At 59.1% G+C, this 21,107-nt stretch carries 18 protein-coding genes and 1 tRNA gene; 8 read left to right on the top strand and 11 right to left on the bottom strand.

Features of this window, described 5'->3' with window-relative positions; translation table 11 throughout:
• Nucleotides 1-71: 71 nt before the first annotated feature.
• From ACI3K0_RS05670 to ACI3K0_RS05660, 3 genes are all read left to right on the top strand, one after another.
• Nucleotides 72-1,322 carry an FAD-binding oxidoreductase gene (locus ACI3K0_RS05670; protein ID WP_183823206.1) on the top strand — a complete coding sequence of 417 codons (1,251 nt, stop codon included), beginning with the start codon at nt 72-74 and terminating at the stop codon, nt 1,320-1,322.
• 287 nt (nt 1,323-1,609) lie between these two features.
• A complete protein-coding gene (locus ACI3K0_RS05665) occupies nt 1,610-2,968 on the top strand; it encodes a glutamine synthetase family protein (protein ID WP_183823208.1) in 1,359 nt (452 codons plus the stop codon).
• 1 nt (nt 2,969) lies between these two features.
• Entirely contained in the window at nt 2,970-4,274 is a 1,305-nt protein-coding gene (locus ACI3K0_RS05660; protein ID WP_183823210.1) for an FAD-binding oxidoreductase, read from the top strand.
• Nucleotides 4,275-4,287: 13 nt separating this feature from the next.
• On the opposite strand, the gene ACI3K0_RS05655 is transcribed toward ACI3K0_RS05660, so the two are convergent.
• The 6 genes from ACI3K0_RS05655 to ACI3K0_RS05630 form a co-directional block, all read right to left on the bottom strand.
• On the bottom strand, nt 4,288-4,944 hold the full coding sequence (locus ACI3K0_RS05655; RefSeq protein WP_148148095.1) for a TetR/AcrR family transcriptional regulator: 657 nt from the start codon (nt 4,942-4,944) through the stop codon (nt 4,288-4,290).
• A 167-nt stretch (nt 4,945-5,111) separates the two neighbouring features.
• On the bottom strand, nt 5,112-5,633 hold the full coding sequence (locus ACI3K0_RS05650) for a gluconokinase (RefSeq protein WP_404945127.1): 522 nt from the start codon (nt 5,631-5,633) through the stop codon (nt 5,112-5,114).
• Between the two features lie 45 nt (nt 5,634-5,678).
• Nucleotides 5,679-6,710 (bottom strand): AbrB family transcriptional regulator, encoded by a 1,032-nt coding sequence (locus ACI3K0_RS05645; RefSeq protein ID WP_246435957.1) that lies wholly within the window; start codon nt 6,708-6,710, stop codon nt 5,679-5,681.
• Between the two features lie 174 nt (nt 6,711-6,884).
• Nucleotides 6,885-7,358, bottom strand: a complete 474-nt coding sequence (gene rirA, locus ACI3K0_RS05640) for an iron-responsive transcriptional regulator RirA (protein ID WP_183823217.1) — start codon at nt 7,356-7,358, stop codon at nt 6,885-6,887.
• A 453-nt stretch (nt 7,359-7,811) separates the two neighbouring features.
• Nucleotides 7,812-7,940 (bottom strand): hypothetical protein, encoded by a 129-nt coding sequence (locus ACI3K0_RS05635; protein WP_281388752.1) that lies wholly within the window; start codon nt 7,938-7,940, stop codon nt 7,812-7,814.
• Nucleotides 7,941-8,071: 131 nt separating this feature from the next.
• On the bottom strand, nt 8,072-9,568 hold the full coding sequence (locus ACI3K0_RS05630) for a CoA-acylating methylmalonate-semialdehyde dehydrogenase (RefSeq protein WP_183823219.1): 1,497 nt from the start codon (nt 9,566-9,568) through the stop codon (nt 8,072-8,074).
• Nucleotides 9,569-9,677: 109 nt separating this feature from the next.
• Here ACI3K0_RS05630 and ACI3K0_RS05625 point away from each other — a divergent pair, with 109 nt between their 5' ends.
• The gene (locus ACI3K0_RS05625; protein ID WP_183823221.1) at nt 9,678-10,565 is read left to right on the top strand and encodes a LysR family transcriptional regulator; all 888 of its coding nucleotides are present in this window, start codon (nt 9,678-9,680) and stop codon (nt 10,563-10,565) included.
• Nucleotides 10,566-10,617: 52 nt separating this feature from the next.
• Here ACI3K0_RS05625 and ACI3K0_RS05620 read toward each other — a convergent pair whose 3' ends face one another.
• Nucleotides 10,618-10,863 (bottom strand): helix-turn-helix transcriptional regulator, encoded by a 246-nt coding sequence (locus tag ACI3K0_RS05620; protein ID WP_183823223.1) that lies wholly within the window; start codon nt 10,861-10,863, stop codon nt 10,618-10,620.
• Nucleotides 10,864-11,104: 241 nt separating this feature from the next.
• Here ACI3K0_RS05620 and ACI3K0_RS05615 point away from each other — a divergent pair, with 241 nt between their 5' ends.
• Nucleotides 11,105-11,590: a hypothetical protein gene (locus ACI3K0_RS05615; protein WP_404945126.1), complete on the top strand. Its 486-nt coding sequence runs from the start codon at nt 11,105-11,107 to the stop codon at nt 11,588-11,590.
• Between the two features lie 371 nt (nt 11,591-11,961).
• On the opposite strand, the gene ACI3K0_RS05610 is transcribed toward ACI3K0_RS05615, so the two are convergent.
• Entirely contained in the window at nt 11,962-13,464 is a 1,503-nt protein-coding gene (locus ACI3K0_RS05610) for a pyruvate kinase (protein ID WP_404945125.1), read from the bottom strand.
• A 389-nt stretch (nt 13,465-13,853) separates the two neighbouring features.
• Between ACI3K0_RS05610 and ACI3K0_RS05605 the strand changes: the two genes are divergently transcribed.
• Both ACI3K0_RS05605 and ACI3K0_RS05600 read left to right on the top strand, forming a co-directional pair.
• Nucleotides 13,854-16,295 carry a phosphoketolase gene (locus ACI3K0_RS05605; RefSeq protein WP_183823228.1) on the top strand — a complete coding sequence of 814 codons (2,442 nt, stop codon included), beginning with the start codon at nt 13,854-13,856 and terminating at the stop codon, nt 16,293-16,295.
• Between the two features lie 276 nt (nt 16,296-16,571).
• Entirely contained in the window at nt 16,572-18,452 is a 1,881-nt protein-coding gene (locus ACI3K0_RS05600) for a HAMP domain-containing methyl-accepting chemotaxis protein (RefSeq protein WP_148148105.1), read from the top strand.
• 63 nt (nt 18,453-18,515) lie between these two features.
• Here ACI3K0_RS05600 and ACI3K0_RS05595 read toward each other — a convergent pair whose 3' ends face one another.
• A complete protein-coding gene (locus ACI3K0_RS05595; protein ID WP_183823230.1) occupies nt 18,516-19,268 on the bottom strand; it encodes an SDR family oxidoreductase in 753 nt (250 codons plus the stop codon).
• A 96-nt stretch (nt 19,269-19,364) separates the two neighbouring features.
• Here ACI3K0_RS05595 and ACI3K0_RS05590 point away from each other — a divergent pair, with 96 nt between their 5' ends.
• A complete protein-coding gene (locus ACI3K0_RS05590) occupies nt 19,365-20,285 on the top strand; it encodes an AraC family transcriptional regulator (protein WP_183823231.1) in 921 nt (306 codons plus the stop codon).
• 53 nt (nt 20,286-20,338) lie between these two features.
• Here ACI3K0_RS05590 and ACI3K0_RS05585 read toward each other — a convergent pair.
• Both ACI3K0_RS05585 and ACI3K0_RS05580 read right to left on the bottom strand, forming a co-directional pair.
• Nucleotides 20,339-20,415 (bottom strand) — tRNA-His (locus ACI3K0_RS05585).
• Nucleotides 20,416-20,553: 138 nt separating this feature from the next.
• Nucleotides 20,554-21,042 carry a phasin family protein gene (locus tag ACI3K0_RS05580; protein ID WP_183823233.1) on the bottom strand — a complete coding sequence of 163 codons (489 nt, stop codon included), beginning with the start codon at nt 21,040-21,042 and terminating at the stop codon, nt 20,554-20,556.
• Nucleotides 21,043-21,107: the final 65 nt, after the last annotated feature.

The following is a 21,107-nucleotide window of genomic DNA, read 5'->3' as shown; positions in this document are numbered from 1 at the left end:
CATTTTTCGTTTGCGCGGCGATCACCGGGGCGGCATGTTCCGGTGATGGTTGAGTGTGGAGACGAAAGATCATGGCGGCTGCAGATGTCATCGTACTTGGAGGCGGCATCGTCGGCATTTCGACGGCCTTGCAGCTTGCCCGTCGCGGCAAGGCTGTGGTTCTTGTCGACCGCGGCGAGCCGGGGCGCGAGACGTCCTATGGCAATGCCGGGCTGATCCAGCGCGAAGGCGTCGTCCCTTACGGCTTTCCGCAGCAGTTCGGCCAGATATTGCGCAATGCCATGAACAACCGGATCGACTCGCATTTTCACTGGCGGGCGCTCCCTTCCGTCTCGTCCTTCCTGGCGAAATACTGGTGGCACTCGAACCTTTCCCGTCACCAGCTGATCGCACGCGCCTATGCGCCGTTGATCGAGCATTCGATCTCCACCCATAACGAGCTGATCGAGGAAGCGGGGGCGCAGGCGCTGATCGCCAAGGATGGCTGGACGGAGCTTTTTCGCACGCCTGCCAAACGGGATGGCGAGCTTCGCGAGGCCGAAAGGCTGGCACAGGAATACGGCGTGGCGTTCGAGGCGCTTTCGCCCAACGATCTGGCGGCGAAAGAGCCACATCTCTCCCGGGATTTCGCCGGTGCATTGCGCTGGGAAGATCCGTGGTCGGTGAAGGACCCTCTGGCGCTGAGCCAGGCCTATGTGCGGCTATTCGAAAAGCTTGGCGGCAAGGTGCTGAAGGGCGATGCACGCAGCCTTTCGAAAACCACGAGCGGATGGCGGATCGTGGCGGGGGAAGGCACGGTGGAAGCCAAGGACGTGGTCGTGGCGCTCGGGCCGTGGTCTGACGTGGTGACGAAGCCGCTCGGCTACAATTTCCTCGTCGGGGTGAAGCGCGGCTATCACATGCATTATGCGCCCAAGGGCAATGCGGTGCTCAACGGCTGGCTGCTGGATGCGGAGCGCGGTTATCTTCTGGCGCCGATGAACCAGGGGATACGGCTGACGACCGGGGCGGAATTCGCTCGCCGGGATGCCCCGAAAACGCCGGTGCAGTTGGCCCGCGCGGAAGCGGTGGCGCGCAGCATCTTGCCGCTCGGCGAGAGGCTGGACAAGGAGCCGTGGATGGGTGCCCGCCCCTGCACACCGGACATGATGCCGGTGATCGGAAGAGCGCCCCGGCATGAGGGCCTGTGGTTCGCTTTCGGCCATGCACATCACGGGCTGACGCTCGGACCGGTGACGGGTCAGGTGATTGCCGAGGCAATTTTGGGCGAAAAGACGCTGATCGATATTTCGGCCTATCGGCCAGAGCGGTTCAATGCTTGATGCCTCCGGGCCTGATGCCTCCGGACCTGATGGTTGCGGGCCTGATGGTTGCGGGCCTCAATAGCGATCACAGCGGCCGGGCTGGCTTTTGGCAAAAAGGCGGGTTAGGCTTTAAGGAACAATCAAAGGGAACGATGCCCGGATGATCGCCCCTGATCCGCCGGGCCGACATGACAATGGCACGTTATCTCATCTACGACGCCAGATTTCTCGACCGTTAGCGCGCCTCATTAGCGGCGTGAACGGGCGTTTTTCGCCTCGGGTTCGATTGGATTTTCTGGTGTTTCATGAATGATGTTGCCAATGCCAAAAGCTTTTTCGATGCCAATCCCGATATCGAGGTTCTAGAGGCCTTCGTGATCGATGCGAATGGTGTTCCGCGCGGAAAGTGGATACCGCGCGAACGGGCGCTGGACGTGCTGGACAAAGGCATGGCGATGCCGCGCTCGGTCTATGCACTGGATGTCTGGGGCCGCGACGTGAATGCCGCCGGACTAGCGCAGGGAACCGGCGATCCGGACGGGTTATGTTTTCCCATTCCCGGTACGCTGTCGCGGATCAACTGGCTGAACCGGCCGACGGCACAGGTGCTGCTCGGCATGCGCGATCCGGACGGTTCCGGTTTCTACGGCGATCCGCGGCAGGTGCTGGCCAATGTGCTCAAAGGGTTTGCGAAGATCGGGCTGACGCCGGTAGTGGCGACGGAGCTCGAGTTCTACCTGATCGACCCGCTGCGTTCGGCGCTCGATCCTGTGCGACCGCCGAACTCGCGCGAGGGGCGCTGGCATACGGGCCAGACGCAGGTGCTTTCGATCTCCGAACTGCAGGATTTCGAGGATGTGTTCCATGGCATTGCCAGTGCCGCAAGGGCGCAAGGCATACCGGCCGACATGGTGGTGCGTGAAAACGGACCGGGCCAGTACGAGATCAATCTCAACCATGTGCCGGATGCGCTGAGAGCCGCAGATTATGCGGTGCTTCTGAAGCGGATCGTCAAGGGCGTGGCACGGGCGAATGATCTCGATGCGACCTTCATGGCGAAACCCTATGGCATGCAGGCAGGCAGCGGCATGCATGTGCATTTCTCGCTGATCGACGAGAGCGGGCGCAATGTCTATGCCGGCGAGGACGGGCCTTCGGAAATGCTGTTTCATTCGGTCGGCGGGTTGCTGGAGAATATGGGGGAGAGCATGGCGGTGTTTGCGCCACATGCCAATTCCTACCGGCGCTTGAGGCCATCGGAACATGCGCCGACCTATGCATCCTGGGGGTTCGACAACCGGTCGGCGGCGGTGCGGGTGATCACCGCATCGAAGCCTGCGACGCGGATCGAGCATCGGGTGGCGGGTGCAGATGTGAACCCCTATCTGGCGCTGGCGATGATCCTCAATGCCGCACTTTCCGGCATCAAGGAGAAGCGTAATCCGGGCGGGGCGATTACCGGCGACGAGCACGCGATCAACCATGATCCGCTGCCGACCAACTGGGACTATGCGCTGCGGCAGTTTGCCCGATCCACTTTCGCCTATGCCACACTCGGCCCGAAATACCGGTCGCTCTATAGTGCCTGCAAGGCGCAGGAACTGGCCGAGTTTTCGCTGCGCGTCACCGACGTGGAATATGACGCCTATATAAGGACGGTATGAGATGACGTTTCGAGACAGCGCCACCAATCCCGGCCATACCGGCTCGTGGTATGCGGCAAGCGCCAATGACAAGCGCGTGCACCCTGCCCTTGCCGGCGATATCGAGACTGACGTGTGCATCATCGGTGCCGGGTTCACCGGCATATCGGCGGCGCTGGAGCTTTCGGAGCGCGGCTTTTCGGTCGTGGTGCTGGAAGCGGAGCGTATCGGTTTCGGCGCATCCGGGCGCAATGGCGGGCAGATCGTCAACGGTTACAGCCGCGATCTCGAGACGATCGCCGGACGCTATGGGAAAGACAAGGCGATCGAGCTTGGCAAGATGTCGCTCGAAGGCGGCAATATCATCCGCGAGCGGGTGGTCAAATATGCGATCGATTGCGAGCTTGAGCATGGCGGTTTCTTTGCGGCCTTCACCGACAAGCAGATCCGCGAGATGGAGCATCACAAGACCGACTGGGAACGTTACGGCCATACAGGGCTGGAAATGGTGTCCAAGGCCGACGTGGCCAAATATGTAAGGACCGACCGCTATGCGGGCGGGATGATCGACAAGCTCGGCGGGCATATCCATCCGCTCAACCTCGTGCTTGGCGAGGCGCGCGCGGCGGAAAATCTGGGTGCGAAGATTTTTGAAGGCTCGCGGGTGATCGCGGTCGATACTGACAGGAAGCGTCCGGTCGTCAGCACGGGCGGCGGCTCGGTGACGGCATCTTATGTGCTGATCTGCGGCAATGCCTATCTGGCACCGCTGTTTCCGCAGGTGCATGGACGGATGATGCCGGTATCGAGCCAGGTGATGGTGACGGAACCGCTCGAGTCCTCACTGATCGAGGATCTGCTGCCGGCCAATTACTGCGTCGAGGATGCCAATTATATTCTCGACTATTATCGCCGCACCGCAGACAACAGGCTGCTTTATGGCGGCGGCATCGGTTACGGCGGAAACGATCCGAAAAACCTGACCGGCGTGATCCGTCCGAATATGCTCAAGACGTTTCCGCAGTTGAAGGACACGAAGATCGATTATGCCTGGAGCGGCAATTTCGCGCTGACGCTGACGCGTATTCCGCATATGGGGAAACTGTCGGACAAGGTCTATTTCTCCCATGGCGACAGCGGCCATGGGGTAACGACGACGCATCTTCTAGGAAAGATACTCGGTGAGGCCGCTGCCGGCCATGCGGAGCGTTTCGATGTCTGGGCATCGCTGCCCAACCTGCCCTTCCCCGGCGGACGGATGTTCCGCGTGCCGCTGACGGCACTCGGTGCATGGTATTACGGGATAAGGGATAAACTGGGCGTCTGAGAACGCCCAGTCATCACACAGCTGCTTGCGGGAAATGTCCCTTGAGGAAGTAGGTCGCGTGGGTTCGCACGATCGACTTGAACTGTGCCGAAATCTGCGCCGCTTCCGCCGGAACCATCAGTGCGAGGCGCAAGGTGGCGCCGGCCATGTGGAACATGACGAACAGGGTCTGCGCATAGCTTTCACGCAGCGGTTCGGCAACGAAATGCCGGGTGAGCTGATAGAAACCCTCTGCCTGAGCCCGCGTCTCGGCGATATCGAGATCGGCCAGTGTCTTGTCTGCCTGGATCGCGTTCAGAAGGTCCTGAGTAGACGGTTCCTGGCGCATGCGCTCGTAATACATGTCGAACAGATCGTCGGTTGCCTTCAGGGCGTCATCCGCAGTTTCGATGTGGGAGACGTGGCCAGCAATCAGCTCGCGAACCTCTTCGACGTAGAGCTCATAGAGCATGGCGATGATGGCCGACTTGTTAGGAAAATATTGGTAGACCGAAGCGATGGGACCGCCGGAAAGCGCTGCGATCTCCTTCATGGTGACGGCATCAATACCCTTCTGACCGATCAGTTCCTTCGCGACTTTCAGGATCTCGCCGATACGTTCACGACTTCTTTCCTGTTTCGGCACCCGGCGAAGCGCGGCACGTCCCGCGCCATGGCTCGACTCCTGCATGCGATCCCTTTTCCACCCAACACTCATTGACCGAACGCTACCGGCGAAACCGATAACGCTAATTGAGTGTTATACGTAGAAAGACCAGTTTCAGATCACCAAGCCGGACAAAAAATGTAAATAAAAGTTTAATTCACTAAGAATTGTCGATCCGGGCGAGATATCGTTCAACTATTTTCCCGCCAGAGTTTTTCCAGCCTGCCGATTGCATCCTCTACGATTTGCGGAACCGAAGCGTCGATATCGACGGTCACCACATTAAGCTCACCTTCCGGGCTTTCAAGCGTTGCAAGCTGACTCTGCAGCAAGGAGGTCGGCATGAAGTGACCCTTGCGAGCGCCCATGCGGGAGGCCAAAAGCTCGGGCGAGCCCTTGAGGAACACGAAGTAGAGCGGATCACCGCCAGCGGATCGAAGTCTTTCGCGATAGATCTTCTTCAAAGACGAGCATGTCACGACAATATCTTCGCCCGCAGAGCGGGCCACCTTCAGTTCGTTGCCGATGATATCCAGCCACGGCCAGCGATCTTCGTCCGTCAACGGCGTCCCTTCCGCCATCTTCTTGACGTTCGCCTCCGGATGCAGCCGATCTCCTTCGACGAACTTGCAGCCGAGACGGCTTGCCAGAAGATCGGCAATCGACGTCTTACCGGCGCCGCTAACCCCCATGACGATGATCGCCTTCGACATTCCTTCTCCTCACTGCTTGTGTTTGCGCATCTGACGCGACGAATTCTATTTCAATCTTGCATCCCTGCCGATGACGAGCGGCATCAGCACGGACAGGAACATCAGCCTTAGCACATGATGAGCGCCGACATAGGTGGGGTCGGCATGAAGCATGACGGCCATGGCGGCCATGGTTTCCAGTCCACCGGGAGAAAACGCGATCAGCGCCGCATCCAGCGGCACATTGGCGAAATAGGAGACGATAACGGCAATGCCCCCCGCAAGCGCCATGACGACGACCGTGACGACCAAACCCGAAACGATGGCGAGGCGCAGATCGGCGAAGGACAGGCCGGAAAAGCGCGAACCGATCAGCGAGCCGAGCAGAACATAGATCGGGATCAGCAGCCAGTTGGGGACGGTGCCGGAGACGGAACCGGTGATATGGGTGGAGATGGAGACAAAAACGCCGCCAAGCAAAAGGGCCGCGGGAAACTTCCAACGCTGGAAAAGCAGGCCGAAACCGGCTGAAACGATCAGCATCACAACGAGGATCGGCATGCTCATCGCGTCGGGCAGAACGATCACGTCGGTGTCGGCCAAATCAAAGAATTCAACGATCAGCGGGACACTGATCGTCAGCGCAAGCACGCGCACGCTCTGGGAAATGCTGACAGCGCGAAGATCACAGCGCATTTCTGCAGCGAGGCTCAGAACATAACCCAGATGGCCGGGCGATGCGGCAAGAAGCGCTGTCGTGCGATCGTAACGAAACAGCCGCTGAAGCACCCAGGCTGCGGAAAAAAGCAGGATGACAATCGCCACGAAGACCATGACGAAGCTGAGCGGCCAGGTACGTGCCGCAACAAAAATCTCCGGCGTAACTGTCGAGCCCATCGATATGCCGATGATGACGAAGCAGGCGTTGCGGACGAGAAGCGGGACACCCAGACGAAGTCCGGCTAGACCAGCAAAGGTGACTGCAAGCGCCGGTCCGATGAGATAGGGCGCCGGAAAGCCTATGGCCATGGCTATAAGTGCGCCGGCAGTTCCGATCAGCAACGTTACAAAAAATTGGCGCAGTTCAGGAAAATTCATGCAGACCGGACCTGATACCTGTCGGCGCAACAGGCTACCGACACGGCAGGCTGCCGGCATGGCAAGACATAATTCGTTCTAGCCACTGCGGCAGGAAGGTCAACCAAGTGCGGTCAGCAGAAACAAAAAACGCCGGAGCGACCGGCGTTTTTCGTCGAAAAAGCTTTGGTGAGATCAGGCCGCCGGAGCGACAACCTTCTTCATATCGACCGCATCGAGGCCGAGGAGGAAGTTGATCTGCGGACGCGCCTTGACCAGATCGTCGATCGTGTATTCGGCCAGAACGTCGAAGAAGGCGTTGAGCGCCTTGCGAAGCGCGGAGTTGAGACCGCAGCTATCGACCAGAGGACATTCGATCGCACCATCGTCCTCGAAACATTCCGCCATTGCGAAACTATCTTCCGTGACGCGCACGACATCAAAAAGGGTGATCTTATCGGCAGCACGGCCGAGCTTCACACCACCGTTGCGGCCACGCACGGTCTCCACCAGACCAGCCTTGTTGAGCGGCTGAAGGATCTTGAACAGAAACAGTTCGGATACGCCATATGCCCTGGCAATTTCCGGAATGCGGCTGAGATGGCCGTGATTGGCTGCACAATACATCAGCATTCTTACGGCATAATTGGTCTGTTTGGTCAGGCGCATGATGGTCTCCGAAGACTCGAGAGAACTCTATATAGACGCTTCCCTAGTTTTGAACAATTCCAAAATAGGAAAATCGGGATCATGTTTTCAAGTGCACTAATTCACCGAACACACAAAAAAGCAAATCCTGAATTAAACAATCAACATAAAGCAGCCACTAGGTGCGGTTTTCCTGGTGGTGATTACCATCTGCTTACACCCGCGCCAGTGGACGATCCTTGATAAATGACATTCATACCAAGGCTGTGACAAATAGGTTCAGCACCAGCCGTGATCGACCGCCGGAAGTTTCTCGCGAGAAAACTGCAGGCCTGCTGAGACCATCTACCAGGAAAAACGCGCTGCGCCAGCGAACCACTCGCACGCTTCGCGCGCCTGTTTCACCGCATGCCTTTAGCGCCAAGTCATTAGCAGGCCTTGTCTGACATGATTGAAATATGCCGCGAAGATGGCTCAACCGATAGACATCGCGATAGCAATCGCTGCGGAAACGCCCAGAGTTATCGTGATTGCCAGGATGCTCAGGCCAACACGCGCCAAATACGCGCGACGGGCACGCTTTTCGTCCCATTCGTAGACCATGATACAACTCCCACTCCTACCCGCGTCAAATTAGGGCAACTGGCGACCACGTCAACCTTTCGTGAGGGATAGTTGATTAAGCGAAAGCTGGATGGCGGATACGATCATACCCGCCATCGATAGTGTCCAGATTATTTCATGACCGGCATGACGAATTCCGCGCCGTCCTTGATACCGGAGGGCCAACGGGCGGTGATCGTCTTGGTCTTGGTCCAGAACTTGATCGAATCCGTGCCATGCTGGTTGAGGTCGCCGAAGGACGACGCCTTCCAGCCGCCGAAGGAATGGTATGCGAGCGGAACCGGGATCGGCACGTTGATGCCGATCATTCCGATGTTGATGCGGGATGCGAAATCGCGGGCGGCATCGCCGTCACGGGTGTAGATCGCTACACCGTTGCCGTATTCATGTTTCATCGGCAGCGACAGGGCGTCTTCGTAATTCGTCGCGCGAACGACGGAGAGGACCGGGCCGAAGATTTCCTGCTTATAGATTTCCATGTCCGGCGTGACGTTGTCGAACAGCGAACCGCCGACGAAATAACCGTCTTCATATCCCTGCAGCTTGAAGCCGCGGCCATCGACGAGAAGCTTGGCACCCTCTTCGACACCCTTGTCGATCAGGCCGTTGATGCGCTCCTGCGCCGCCTTGGTGACCACCGGGCCCATGTCGGCCTTGTCATCGGTATAGGGGCCGATGCGCAGGCTCTCGATCTTGGGGATCAACTTATCGACCAGTCGGTTGGCGGTTTCCTCGCCGACCGGCACGGCGACCGAGACGGCCATACAGCGCTCGCCAGCGGAACCGTAGCCCGCGCCCATAAGCGCGTTCACGGCCTGATCGAGATCGGCATCCGGCATGATGATCATGTGGTTCTTGGCGCCGCCGAAGCACTGGGCGCGCTTGCCGTTCTGAGCTGCCGTTCCGTAGACATAACGGGCGATCGGGGTGGAGCCGACAAACGAGACGGCGCCTATATCCGGATCCGTCAGGATCGCATCAACGGCGGCCTTGTCGCCGTTGATGACGTTGAGGATGCCAGCCGGGAGACCTGCCTCGATCATCAGTTCGGCAAGCCGGATCGGCAGGGACGGATCACGCTCGGAAGGCTTCAGGATAAAAGCGTTGCCGCAGGCAATCGCCGGGGCGAACATCCACATGGGGATCATGCCGGGGAAATTGAACGGGGTAATGCCAGCACCGATGCCGACCGGCTGGCGGATCGAATACATGTCGATCTGCGGGCCTGCACCCTCGGTGAACTCGCCCTTGGAAAGATGCGGAATGCCGATAACGAATTCGCAGACTTCCAGGCCGCGGACGATATCGCCCTTCGAATCCTCGACCGTCTTGCCATGCTCCTTCGACAGCATGACGGCAAGCTCATCCATGTTCTGGTTGAGCAGATCGACAAACTTCATGAAGACGCGGGCGCGGCGCTGGGGATTGGTGGCAGCCCATGCCGGCTGAGCGGCCTTGGCGTTTTCGACTGCCGCGCGAATTTCGGAAACGCTTGCGAGCGCGACCTTGGCCTGTACTTCGCCGGTTGCCGGATTAAAGACGTCGGCGGTGCGACCGCTGGTTCCGGCGACATGCTTGCCGCCGATGAAATGACCGATTTCCTGCATGGTTTCCTCCTGGTTTCTGTGACAGCCAGAATGTCACTCGAATTTGCGCAATTCAACGCGATAGTTTACGCAACTGTTGTGCAAATTTCGACATTAGAGGGTAGCGCCCGTGGACTGGGATGATGTCAGGATGTTTCTGGCGGTGGCTCGCACCGGCCAGTTGCTCTCCGCCTCACGGCGGCTCGGTATCAACCATGCTACGCTCGGGCGGCGGATGACGGCGCTGGAGGATGCGCTGCAGACGCGGCTTCTGGTGCGGAGAACCAACGGTTGCACGCTGACGGCGGAAGGCGAAGTGCTGCTGGCTGCGGCCGAAAAGATGGAAACCGAAATGCTTTCGGCGCAGGCAAGAACGGCCAGCACCGACACGGTGATTGCCGGAACGGTGCGGATCGGCGCGCCGGACGGTTTCGGCGTCTCCTTTCTCGCATCGCGGATGAGCCGTCTTACCCGCCGGCATCCGGAACTGAAGATCCAGCTGGTGCCGGTGCCGCGGCATTTTTCGCTGTCGCAACGCGAGGCGGATATTGCGATCACCATCGAGCAGCCGGAACAGGGCCGGCTCGTTTCCTCCAGACTCACCGATTACACGCTCGGGCTTTATGCATCACGGGCCTATCTCGATACCGCCGGAGAACCAAAAACCGCCGAAGAGCTGAGACGGCATGCGCGGGTGGGCTATGTGGAAGACCTGATCTTCTCACCCTCGCTGAATTTCACCGGCGAGATCATGCGCGACTGGGATGCGGGTTTCGAGATCTCGAGCGCGATGGGCCAGACCGAGGCGGTCAAAGCGGGTGCCGGCATCGGCATCCTGCATGATTATGTGGCGCGGCAACATCCCGAGCTCATCAGGCTCTTGCCGCAAGTCTCGCTCAAGCGATCCTACTGGACGACCTATCACGAAACATCCCGCGACCTTGCGCGGCTTCGGATCGTTGTCGAATACATCCGCGAACTGGTGGCGGCGGAAAGCCATATCTTCGTCGCCGGTTGACGGCAAAGACGAAAAAGCCCGGCTGGAGCCGGGCTTTTGGTACACCTTAAAATCAGGCGACGAGAAGCGCTGACGGGGGTAATTTCAGCGCAACGGCAATACGTTTCAGCTTGGCCGGATCGGCATTCAGGCCTTCCTCGACGCCAAGAATTTCCTCGTGCACGAGGCCGGTGGTCAAAGAAAGGTCATCAATACTGTAGCCGGCGGCAATACGCGCTTCGGCAACGGCTCTTGCCACTTGACCCGAAAGAACAGCGCCGCTCTGAGATGCCTTGATGTTGCTAATTGAGACTGTCATGGTTTCATCCTTCTTGAAAAAACCCGGCGTTTGCGACGGGTGAAGGGGGTCAAATGACCCATGGTGCGACACGCGGCCGCAGGACAAACATAGGCCATAATCCGCTTTGTGCAATAGGCAATTGTGCGCTGCACAACATCGAATGTGAAAAAACGGTGGCGCCTCCGTATCTTAGGTGGTCAAAATTCCGGCAGAACCAAAGCAAGCCCTGCGCGTTTATAAGGCAAACGAGGACAGGATCATGCCTTATTCAGCTTTCACAAAACCGGCGCATGGCGACGATCACGTCTATGGGATCGATGGTGGAACCGACGCGCAATTGCTGCAGACGGCGCACCGGCTGGTCGACATCTATCTGGTTTATCTGCGGGAGCATGAAACCGGCAGCGATCTGTTCGACACACGCGAGCTGCCGGTATCCAAGGGCAGCCTCATCAACGCCTTCCGTGTGGTGATCGCCACAGAAAGCCGCTCTGGTGTGCGGGCTCTACTGGTGAAGGCCGGCATGACGCTGGCGCAGTTTCAGGAGAATATCGGCCCGCGCATGTCGTTCAAGCCTGCAAGCAGCAACGACAAGGCCCGCGACGGGCGCTGGCGGCCGAATCCGGGCCAGATCCGGCGCTTCGACCACGCACTGATGCGGCATGGGGAAGAGCGGACAAGGCTGGTGCGCATGTTCCGCCACGCCGCCGACATCGCCGAGCACAAGCCCATCCACGACGCCTGAATCGGATATCCATTCGAAGGCATTTCCGGGGCATTTTCAGGGGCATTGCGTTGGGTCAATGAAATCAACCGCAGCCTGTATAGGCTCAAAGCCAACTCGGACTGCAAGGATTTCCACTCCCGGAATTTGGTCTCCCGGAAAGCATATATCCAGTTTGCCGCCGAGGGTTGAGGTGAAGTCTGAAATCCGTGAACCCTGCGCGACGATATCAACGATATCCGGGCGCAGCCAAAGGACGGTTCGATCAAGAGCCGGACGGTGCCGGATTCGCCATCTCCGCCTGAACGGTGGGCTGGGACGACGCGACGGAGGCCGCGTCGTCCCACGAAGGACCCGGCCCAACATTCATGGGCCGGGTCTTCCTATTTGAGCTACCAGGATTTCAGTGCACGAAGCGTAGGCGTCTTCTTGAAAATATGCTCGTCCATGCGGGCAAGAAGCGTGTCAAGCAGCGTGACGGCTTCGGCAACCGCCGGTCCCTTGTTCAGCATGACGCATTCGGCACGGGCAGCCATGGCGGCATCGGTCATCTCTCCACGCGATGGCAAGCCGTCCTTGACCAAATCCTCCAGAACCTGTGTCGCCCAGACGGTGGGTACGGATGCCGCTTCGCAGAGCCAGAGGATTTCTTCCTGCATTTCGGCAACCCGCTCGAAACCGATCTCGGCTGCAAGATCGCCGCGGGCGATCATGACGCCGAAGGGGCGACCGAGTGTGTGGGCACGGGCAATCAAGGCCGGCAGGTTGCGGACCGCTTCCGGCTGCTCGATCTTGGCAACGAGGCCAAGCTTTTCGACACGCGGCGGATGGGCGCCGAGCGCCTTCTCCAACAGATCCAGATCCTCCGGCCGGCTGACGAAGGAATAACCGAGCATGTCGGCATTGCCGATGACGGCAGCAAGATCACCTTCATCCTTGGCGGTCAGGGGCGACAGGCCGAGTGCCGTATCCGGCAGGTTCAATCCTTTTTCCGGTTTCAGCTTGACGCCACCGGCCTTCACGTGGGTCACCCTCAGAAGCGTTTCGCCTTCGGAGACGCTTTCGACGACGGCTTCCAGCTTGCCGTCATTATAACGTAGCTTATGCCCCGGCTCGACCCGTTCGACGATCTCCGGCAGTGAAACCGCCGAGCAGAAACGCACGTCTTCCGTCTGATAAGGTTCGCGTGAAGCGACAAGGCGGAAAAGATCGCCTGTCGTGAGTTTGGCGCCCTTGTCGGCCACAACGGCTTCCGTCCTGATCTTGGGCCCGGCGATATCCATCAGCACGGTGATCCGGCGTTCGATCTTTTCGCCGGCGGCACGCACATGCCGCGCCATTGCCTCCCATCTGTCGGGACCATCATGAGCGCAGTTGATGCGAGCGACATCCATGCCGCGCCGGGCGAGATCGAGGATGAAGTCGGGATCGGTCGCCGCCTCTCCCGACAGCGTGACCATGATGCGGCCGCGGCGATGCGGGCGTCCGCTGCCCAGCAACCACTGCGTCATCGCGCTGAGCTCCGCCTCGCCGGCAAAAAACTGCGCTTCTGACGGCAGGACATAGGGAGAGGTCATTCCCTGCATGGCAGACAGGGCTGAGAGCACGGCATCCAGCGTCGGCAGAACCCGGCTTTCCAGCCGGCCGAGTGAGGAGAGGCCGTAACACATCAGCCTGCGCTGCAGCGGCCGAATGTCGTGCCTGCGCAGGCAGAGATAATGGCAAAGGTTTTCAAGGCGATCCGCTTCGACACCCCCGGTGATAAGGCTTTCCAACAATGATCGCCCTTCGTCAGCGACCCGGTCACGCAATGCCCGAACCTCGGAGAAAAGCGCACCAAGCTCGATCGTGCGTTCATCCGCATCGATGGCGGCGATGCTATTCGTGTCATGCATGTTTCGTCTCCTCCGATGACGACAATCCGGCCAGGAAACAAGTCTGGCCTTTCAACATCACCCGGACATGACAGGCGCGCGTTGAGTCGCATCAAAACCTGCGACGGCATAACGCACGGAGTTTGTGCGCGGCGAATGGTCAGGCCCGACTGGCGGCAACGGGAGACCGAAGCCAGAAATGTCGCGCTGAAAGCTGGCAATCGTCAGCCCCTGCCCTATCCTGACGTCCATCGCGCAAGAGTTGATTGATTGTCACAAAAAGCATCCACATTGCTGGAAGCGCGATGCCTCTTGAGAGGCGGACAATCCGCCAGTCCATGATCCATGTCATGAAACAGATCATCTAAATCGATTAGCATCAGAGGTGAGGAAAAAGAGAGGAGTTTTCAATGCAGCAACATTTGGTCCAAAAGGACGCCGCATTTTCGCAGGCCGAATATTTCGACCCCACCCGTCCGCGCACGCAACTGTCGCAGGCGGAAGTGGAATTGATGGACCGGTACTGGCGAGCGGCCAATTATCTTTCGGTCGGTCAAATCTATCTTCTGGAAAACCCGCTCCTGCGTGAGCCGCTTCAGCCGCTGCATATCAAACCGCGACTCCTCGGCCACTGGGGCACGACCCCCGGCCTCAACTTCATCTACACGCATCTCAACCGGGTGATCAAAAGCCGCGATCTCGACGTCATCTATATATGCGGACCGGGACATGGCGGGCCGGGCATGGTCGCCAATACCTGGATGGAAGGCATCTACAGCGAAGTCTATCCGGAGATTGCTGAAAACGAAGAAGGCATGCGCAAGCTGTTCCGGCAGTTCTCCTTCCCCGGTGGCGTGCCGAGCCATGTCGCACCTGAAACGCCCGGCTCCATTCATGAAGGCGGCGAACTGGGTTATGCGCTGGTGCATGCCTATGGTGCAGCCTTCGACAACCCGGACCTGATCGTCGCCTGCGTGGTGGGTGACGGCGAGGCCGAAACCGGGCCGCTGGCGGCAAGCTGGCAGTCCAACAAATTCCTCAACCCAGCCCGCGACGGCGCGGTTCTGCCGATCCTGCATCTCAACGGCTACAAGATCGCCAACCCGACCGTGCTTTCGCGCATTCCGCATGACGACCTGAGAAAGCTGTTCGAAGGCCATGGCTATGCGCCGATCTTCGTCGAAGGTAACGAGCCGGAGGCGATGCACCGGCTGATGGCGGATGCGATGGATCTGGCGACCGACATGATCCGCGCGATCCAGGAAGAGGCGCGCTCGGGCACACTCTCCACCCAGGCACCGCGTTGGCCGATGATCATCCTGCGCAGCCCCAAGGGATGGACGGGACCGAAGGAAGTCGACGGCAAGAAGGTCGAGGATTTCTGGCGCGCGCACCAGGTTCCGGTTGCCACATGCCGCGAAAACGACAGCCACCGCAAGGTTCTGGAAGACTGGATGCGGAGCTACAATCCGGAAGACCTGTTCAATGCGGACGGAAGCCTGAAAGCGGAACTGAAAGCCCTTGCGCCAACCGGCAACCGCCGTATGGGGGCAAACCCGCATACCAATGGCGGCATCCTGCGCAAGGAGCTGAAATGCCCGCCGATTTCCGACTACGCTGTTGATGTGACGGTACCGGGCGAAAAGATCGTCCAGACGACGGAAGTGCTGGGCAAATATCTGCGCGACGTGATGAAGCTTAACGACACGGAGAAGAATTTCCGGGTCTTCGGGCCGGATGAGACGGATTCCAATCGGCTTGGCCCGGTCTTCGAAGCAACCGACCGGGTGTGGATGGAAAAGATCGAGCCCTATGACGTGCATCTCGCGCCAGACGGACGGGTGATGGAAGTGCTTTCCGAGCACCTGTGCCAGGGCTGGCTGGAAGGTTATCTGCTCACCGGCCGTCACGGCTTCTTCTCCTGCTACGAAGCCTTCATCCACATCATTGACTCGATGTTCAATCAGCATGCCAAGTGGCTGAAGGTGACGCGTCATCTCGAGTGGAGAAAGCCGATCAGCTCGCTCAACTACCTGCTCACCTCGCATGTGTGGCGGCAGGACCATAACGGCTTTTCGCATCAGGATCCGGGCTTCCTCGATCACGTTGCCAACAAGAAGGCGGACGTGGTGCGCATCTACCTGCCGCCGGATGCCAATACGCTTCTGTGGGTGGCTGACCATTGCCTGAATACCTGGGACCGCATCAACGTCATTGTGGCCGGCAAGCAGCCGGAGCCGCAATGGCTTTCGATCGAGGATGCGACAAGGCATTGCGAGGCAGGCATCGGGGTCTGGGATTGGGCCAGCAACGAGGATGATGCGATTGCGCCGGATGTGGTGATGGCCTGCGCCGGCGACGTGCCGACAATGGAAACTCTCGCCGCCGTGATGATCCTGCGCGAGGCGATCCCCGAACTGAAGATCCGCGTCGTCAACGTCGTCGACCTGATGACGCTGCAGGCGAAGGAAGAGCATTCGCATGGCCTGACGGACGAGGAGTTCGACAAGCTGTTCACCACCGAACGGCCTGTCATCTTCGCCTATCACGGTTACCCGTATCTCATCCACCGGCTGACCTATAAGCGCAACAACCACCGCAACATGCACGTTCGCGGCTTTGTCGAGGAAGGCACGACCACGACGCCTTTCGACATGACGGTGCTGAACCAGCTCGACCGCTATCACCTGGCGCTCGAAGCCATCGAACGGGTGCCGGAGCTGAAGGAAAAGGTTCCGCATGTGATCGAAATGCTCAAGGGCAAGCTCGCACTGCATACGGCCCATGTGCAGGAATACGGTGAAGACATGCCGGAAATCCGCGACTGGAAATGGACGGGTCTTACCGCCTGATCATAGGCGAACCGGTGGGATGATATCCCACCGATATGGCAATACCAGACTGGGCCGCCGACTAAGCGGCCCATTTTTTGTGCCTGCCGCATGCCAATCGACGGCAGGAATGGACAAGAAAATGTTAAATCAATTTTTATGATACTTTGTCAGATTTGAGGCAACAAGCCGCAGCGGTGCACAGCCCGCTGTAAGCCCTTTGTTAGCAAAACTGTCACAAATCTCAACGGGCACGCGCACAACACAAGAATGCACGGCACATCCAAGGACCCGGTTATGTTTGCAAAAATTCAGATTAAAACACTTTTACCATTGTTATTCGGCCTCGTCGTCACGCTCGGAATTGTCCAGGGCGCCTTTTCCATTCTCGCGGTCAATTCTCTCCAGGCCCAGGTCGACACCGTCGGCGAACGGGTTTCGCGGGCAACCCAGATGGGCGAAATGGAACGTCTTTTCGGCGATGTCCGCCGCAACGTCGCACTGCTGCTCAGCACTTCGACGCAGGAGGAACGCGCCAGCGCGCTTGCCGTGCTGAAGGCGGCATATGCCGCACGCAACAAAGCATTCGAAGCCTATGGCGCCAGTCTGACGACAGACACTATGCGTGCCAAATATCAGGCCACGGAAGCCGCAATCGACACCTATGAAGCGGCAGGCGGGCGTCTTGTTACCCTGCTGGGTGAAGGCGACATGGCTGCGGCCAAGAAACATGTGCAACAGATGACGGTCATGGGTGGAGAAGCCGTCAAGCTATTTGCCGAAATGGTCAGCCTGAACAAGGCAACCGGAGAAGCGGCAGTCAGTGAGGCAAAGGCAACAGCGAGTTCGTCGCTGGTGACAACGGTTATCCTGGTGGTCATCGTCGGCGTGGTCGGCGGGATTGCCGCCCTGCTCGGCTTCCGCTGGATCGCGCGGCCGATCGCCAGCATCACCCTGTCGATGAACGCACTCGCGGCCGGCAATACAGAGCATCAGATCCCGCATCGGGATCGCAAGGACGAGATCGGCGACATGGCAGCCGCTGTTTCGGTATTCCGCGACAACGCCATCGAGCGCGAGCGGCTGGAACGCGAAGCGGAAGCCAATGGCCGGCTTACAGAACAGGAACGACAGGCGCGCGAGGAGCAAAGTGCAAGGCAAGCAGCGGAGGTGAAGTTCGCGGTGGATGATATCGCCCGCGGCCTGAACCATCTTGCCGAAGGCGATGTGACCTACCGTCTGGCTACCCCGTTTGCCGGTGAACTGGACAAGGTTCGGCTGAACTTCAACGAGTCCATCACCAGACTTCAGGCAGCACTGCGGTCGGTTGGCGACAACGCCAAGATGATCGATGCCGGCGCGAGCGAAATTCGTGCGGCAACGGAAGACCTGTCAAAGCGCACGGAACAGCAGGCTGCATCAGTGGAAGAGACCGCCGCAGCACTGGAACAGGTGACTACCGCCGTCAAGGATTCCGCCGCGCAGGCAAGCACGGCCGGCGAACTGGTGAAAAAGGCCCATGATGGTGCCGAACGCTCCGGAGAGATCGTTCGCAAGGCCGTTTTGGCGATGCAGGAGATCGAGAAATCGTCATCCGAAATCGGCAACATTATCGGCGTGATCGACGATATCGCCTTCCAGACCAACCTGCTGGCGCTGAACGCCGGCGTAGAGGCCGCGCGGGCGGGCGACGCAGGCAAGGGGTTTGCCGTCGTCGCACAGGAGGTGCGCGAACTGGCTCAACGTTCGGCGAATGCCGCCAAGGAGATCAAGAACCTGATCACCAAGTCGAGCGCGCAGGTGCGCGACGGGGTGGCGCTGGTCGGAGAAACCGGCACGGCGCTGCACACGATCGTATCGGAAGTGCAGGAAATCAACCGGAGCGTCTCGGCCATCGTATCGTCCACACGCGAGCAGTCTACCGGGCTTTCGGAGATCAACTCCGCGGTCAACCAGATGGACCAGGGTACGCAGAAAAATGCATCGATGGTGGAAGAGACAACCGCCGCGACCTACAGCCTTGCTTCGCAGGCTGCCGAGCTGACCGCCCTGCTTGCCCAGTTCAAGCTTGATGCGGAAGCATCAGTTCGGGCCATCAACAATGCTGACCTGCGGGACAGGAGGGAGCCATCGCCGGCACGTGCGCTGGGCCAGCGGCTGGCATCGGCCTTCGGCTAAGAGTGACCGTCGTCTTCGAACATATCCGCCGGATCGAAAGCGACCCGGCGGATTTTTGTTGCGTCAGGCCTGCGAATTGGCGAGCGCCACCGCATCGGTGCCAGCCGGCAGCCGCTTCGGGGATGACGGATCGGTCACTGCACGCCAGACGGCTTGTGCGACATCCATCGGCAGCGTGACCTCGGTTCTCTGCCTCATCTCGCCAAACACCTCATTTGCATATCCCGCATAGGCTTCGGGGAAACCACCATGCCCTTCCATACGGGAGATCGCGGTCTTGCCGAAACTGGTGGCTGGTGCCGCGCCCGGAAGCACGATCTTCACATCAATGCCGAATGGTTCGAGTTCGAGTGCAAGCGATTCCGTAAACGCATTCACCGCGGCCTTGCTCGCCGTATAGACCGACAGAAGCGGCAGCGGCTTCATGGTGACCGCCGACGTGACATTGACGATCAGCCCCGCCCTCCTTTCGCGGAACTGCGGAAGCACGGCCTGCGCCATGCGCATCGTGCCGATCGTGTTGGTCTCGAAGATATCGCGGATGACATCGACCGGCGTGCCTTCGAGCGCGTTCAGCCAGCCGATGCCGGCATTGTTGACAAGGACGTCGATCGGGCCGGCCGCTTCGATAGCCCTTGCGACGCTTTCATCGCTTCTGACTTCGAGGGGGAGTATGCGCAGGTTTTCGGATATCGGCAGCAGGTCCTCACGCGGCGTGCGCATAGTCGCGATCACCTTCCAGTCGCGATCGAGAAACAGTTTTGCGATATCGAGGCCGAAACCAGACGAGCAGCCGGTGATGAGAACAGTCTTCATGGTTGTTCCTTTCATGTTGTCTGGTCATGAAAGTAGATATTGAAGCCAGGACGTACTACAATCGATCGTCCTCAATTCATTTTTGAAAGTCCTGAATTGACCGATCCGTTCGCAGATGTGGTGGCCCTGCTTCAGCCAAGCCTGCCGTTTTCGAAGATGGCGAGCGGCTCCGGCCCATGGCGCGTCGATGCTCCGGCGACGGCCCGGCCGCTTTTCTGCGTCCTTCTCGAAGGTGCAGCACGGCTGTCGGCTCCCGGAGAGGAACCGATAGAACTGCGGGCCGGCGACTTCATTCTGATCCCCGCCGCCTGCGACTTTACCATGTCGAGTATCGAGCCGGTCGATCCGGAAAATGCCGCGCATTTCGCCGTTACCAGGCGCGATGAGGAGACCCGGCACGGCGATCCGGACGGACCGGCCAATATGCGCATGCTTGTCGGCGGACTTGCGTTCGGATCCCCGGATGCCAGCCTTCTTGTATCGCTGCTGCCGCGACTGGTGCATGTGCGCGGGGAAAGGCAGTTCGCCACCATCGTTCAACTGATCCGGAACGAAGCGAAGGAAGAAAAGCCGGCGCGCGACATGGTGCTGACGCGGCTTCTCGAAGTGCTGCTGATCGAGGCGCTTCGGTCGGCGTCCGGCGGCAGCGCCTCTCCCGGCCTGCTTCGCGGGCTTTCCGACGAGCGGCTGGCGGCGGCGCTTCGCAAGATACATGCAGACCCGAAGCATGACTGGACGGTTGAGAAACTGGCCGGCGAAGCGGCTCTATCCCGATCGGTCTTTTTCGAACGCTTTCGCAAGGCGATGGGCGTCGCGCCGATCGAATACCTGCTCTCCTGGAGGATGGCGATCGCGAAAAAACTGCTCAGACGTGGCGATGAAGGCATCAAGGAGATCGCCGATCGTGTCGGCTACGGCTCCGCCAGCGCCTTCAGCATCGCGTTCACCCGATTTGTCGGCATGCCGCCAACGCATTACGCGCGTGCACAAATGGACCGGGATATCGGGGAAGGATAATTCCCCTCTCCCCGTAAGTCCTAGTGACTTATAGACTTACTGAGAGAGGGGAATGGTACGGTTGAGTGGGGTCGAACCACCGACCTCAGGTGCCACAAACCTGCGCTCTAACCAACTGAGCTACAACCGCATAAACCGCCGAAGCGATGTTGACCGGTCACATACGGCCATCGAATGAAGATTGCAAGTCCTTTCAATCTGACAAATTCGATCCTTGTGATCAAGTCCGCCGCGAGGATGTGGACAAGGTTGCCGAAGAACCTGGCGATCAGGACGGCTTGAAGGCGTCCATGGCTTTTTCGGCGGCTTGCCGGCCGGGCCTTGAGACTTCGCCTGCAACCTTTTGCGCGGCGTCCTGCATCACCTTCACCTGCTCGACGGTAAACTCCGCCTGCTTGCGGACGAAAGCAGTCTGCAATTCCATCATTTCGGAAAAGGACTTGGCCCCGATCAACTGCTCCATATGGGAGAGCGACATTTCGGTATTGGTGCGAAGTGCGTCGATTGCCTTCAAGCCGAATTCCATAGAGCCGGCCTGGGCAGAATGGATTGTGGATTCAACCGTGCGGGAGGCTTCCGCCGCCGCCGTTTTCATCTTACCGTAGGCGTCATGGGAATGGGTCGTGCTTTGCTCTGCAAACTCGTGCCAGCTTTGCGTCAGCTTTGCCGGATCGAATGCAGAGAACGAGAAGATATCGTCAGAATAAGCCACAATCTTTTCCTCCAAAAAGATCCGGTCCGGCGAAAAAACAGGCATCGCCGAACCTGTTCTGCCGTAAATATAGCCGATGCTATTGTGCATTGCAATATTTGCAGTGCAGC

Source organism: Rhizobium sp. ZW T2_16 (assembly GCF_044987325.1).
GTDB classification, from domain to species: domain Bacteria; phylum Pseudomonadota; class Alphaproteobacteria; order Rhizobiales; family Rhizobiaceae; genus Neorhizobium; species Neorhizobium cellulosilyticum.
This window is presented reverse-complemented; position numbering and strand designations above follow the sequence as displayed.

Bases quoted from the DNA above. Each gene is read 5' to 3' on its own strand.
- ACI3K0_RS05670 (WP_183823206.1), top strand. From the start codon at position 72: ATGGCGGCTGCAGATGTCATCGTACTTGGAGGCGGCATCGTCGGCATT.
- ACI3K0_RS05665 (WP_183823208.1), top strand. From the start codon at position 1,610: ATGAATGATGTTGCCAATGCCAAAAGCTTTTTCGATGCCAATCCCGAT.
- ACI3K0_RS05660 (WP_183823210.1), top strand. From the start codon at position 2,970: ATGACGTTTCGAGACAGCGCCACCAATCCCGGCCATACCGGCTCGTGG.
- ACI3K0_RS05655 (WP_148148095.1), bottom strand. From the start codon at position 4,944: ATGCAGGAGTCGAGCCATGGCGCGGGACGTGCCGCGCTTCGCCGGGTG.
- ACI3K0_RS05650 (WP_404945127.1), bottom strand. From the start codon at position 5,633: ATGTCGAAGGCGATCATCGTCATGGGGGTTAGCGGCGCCGGTAAGACG.
- ACI3K0_RS05645 (WP_246435957.1), bottom strand. From the start codon at position 6,710: ATGAATTTTCCTGAACTGCGCCAATTTTTTGTAACGTTGCTGATCGGA.
- rirA (WP_183823217.1), bottom strand. From the start codon at position 7,358: ATGCGCCTGACCAAACAGACCAATTATGCCGTAAGAATGCTGATGTAT.
- ACI3K0_RS05635 (WP_281388752.1), bottom strand. From the start codon at position 7,940: ATGGTCTACGAATGGGACGAAAAGCGTGCCCGTCGCGCGTATTTGGCG.
- ACI3K0_RS05630 (WP_183823219.1), bottom strand. From the start codon at position 9,568: ATGCAGGAAATCGGTCATTTCATCGGCGGCAAGCATGTCGCCGGAACC.
- ACI3K0_RS05620 (WP_183823223.1), bottom strand. From the start codon at position 10,863: ATGACAGTCTCAATTAGCAACATCAAGGCATCTCAGAGCGGCGCTGTT.
- ACI3K0_RS05615 (WP_404945126.1), top strand. From the start codon at position 11,105: ATGCCTTATTCAGCTTTCACAAAACCGGCGCATGGCGACGATCACGTC.
- ACI3K0_RS05610 (WP_404945125.1), bottom strand. From the start codon at position 13,464: ATGCATGACACGAATAGCATCGCCGCCATCGATGCGGATGAACGCACG.
- ACI3K0_RS05605 (WP_183823228.1), top strand. From the start codon at position 13,854: ATGCAGCAACATTTGGTCCAAAAGGACGCCGCATTTTCGCAGGCCGAA.
- ACI3K0_RS05600 (WP_148148105.1), top strand. From the start codon at position 16,572: ATGTTTGCAAAAATTCAGATTAAAACACTTTTACCATTGTTATTCGGC.
- ACI3K0_RS05595 (WP_183823230.1), bottom strand. From the start codon at position 19,268: ATGAAGACTGTTCTCATCACCGGCTGCTCGTCTGGTTTCGGCCTCGAT.
- ACI3K0_RS05580 (WP_183823233.1), bottom strand. From the start codon at position 21,042: ATGCCTGTTTTTTCGCCGGACCGGATCTTTTTGGAGGAAAAGATTGTG.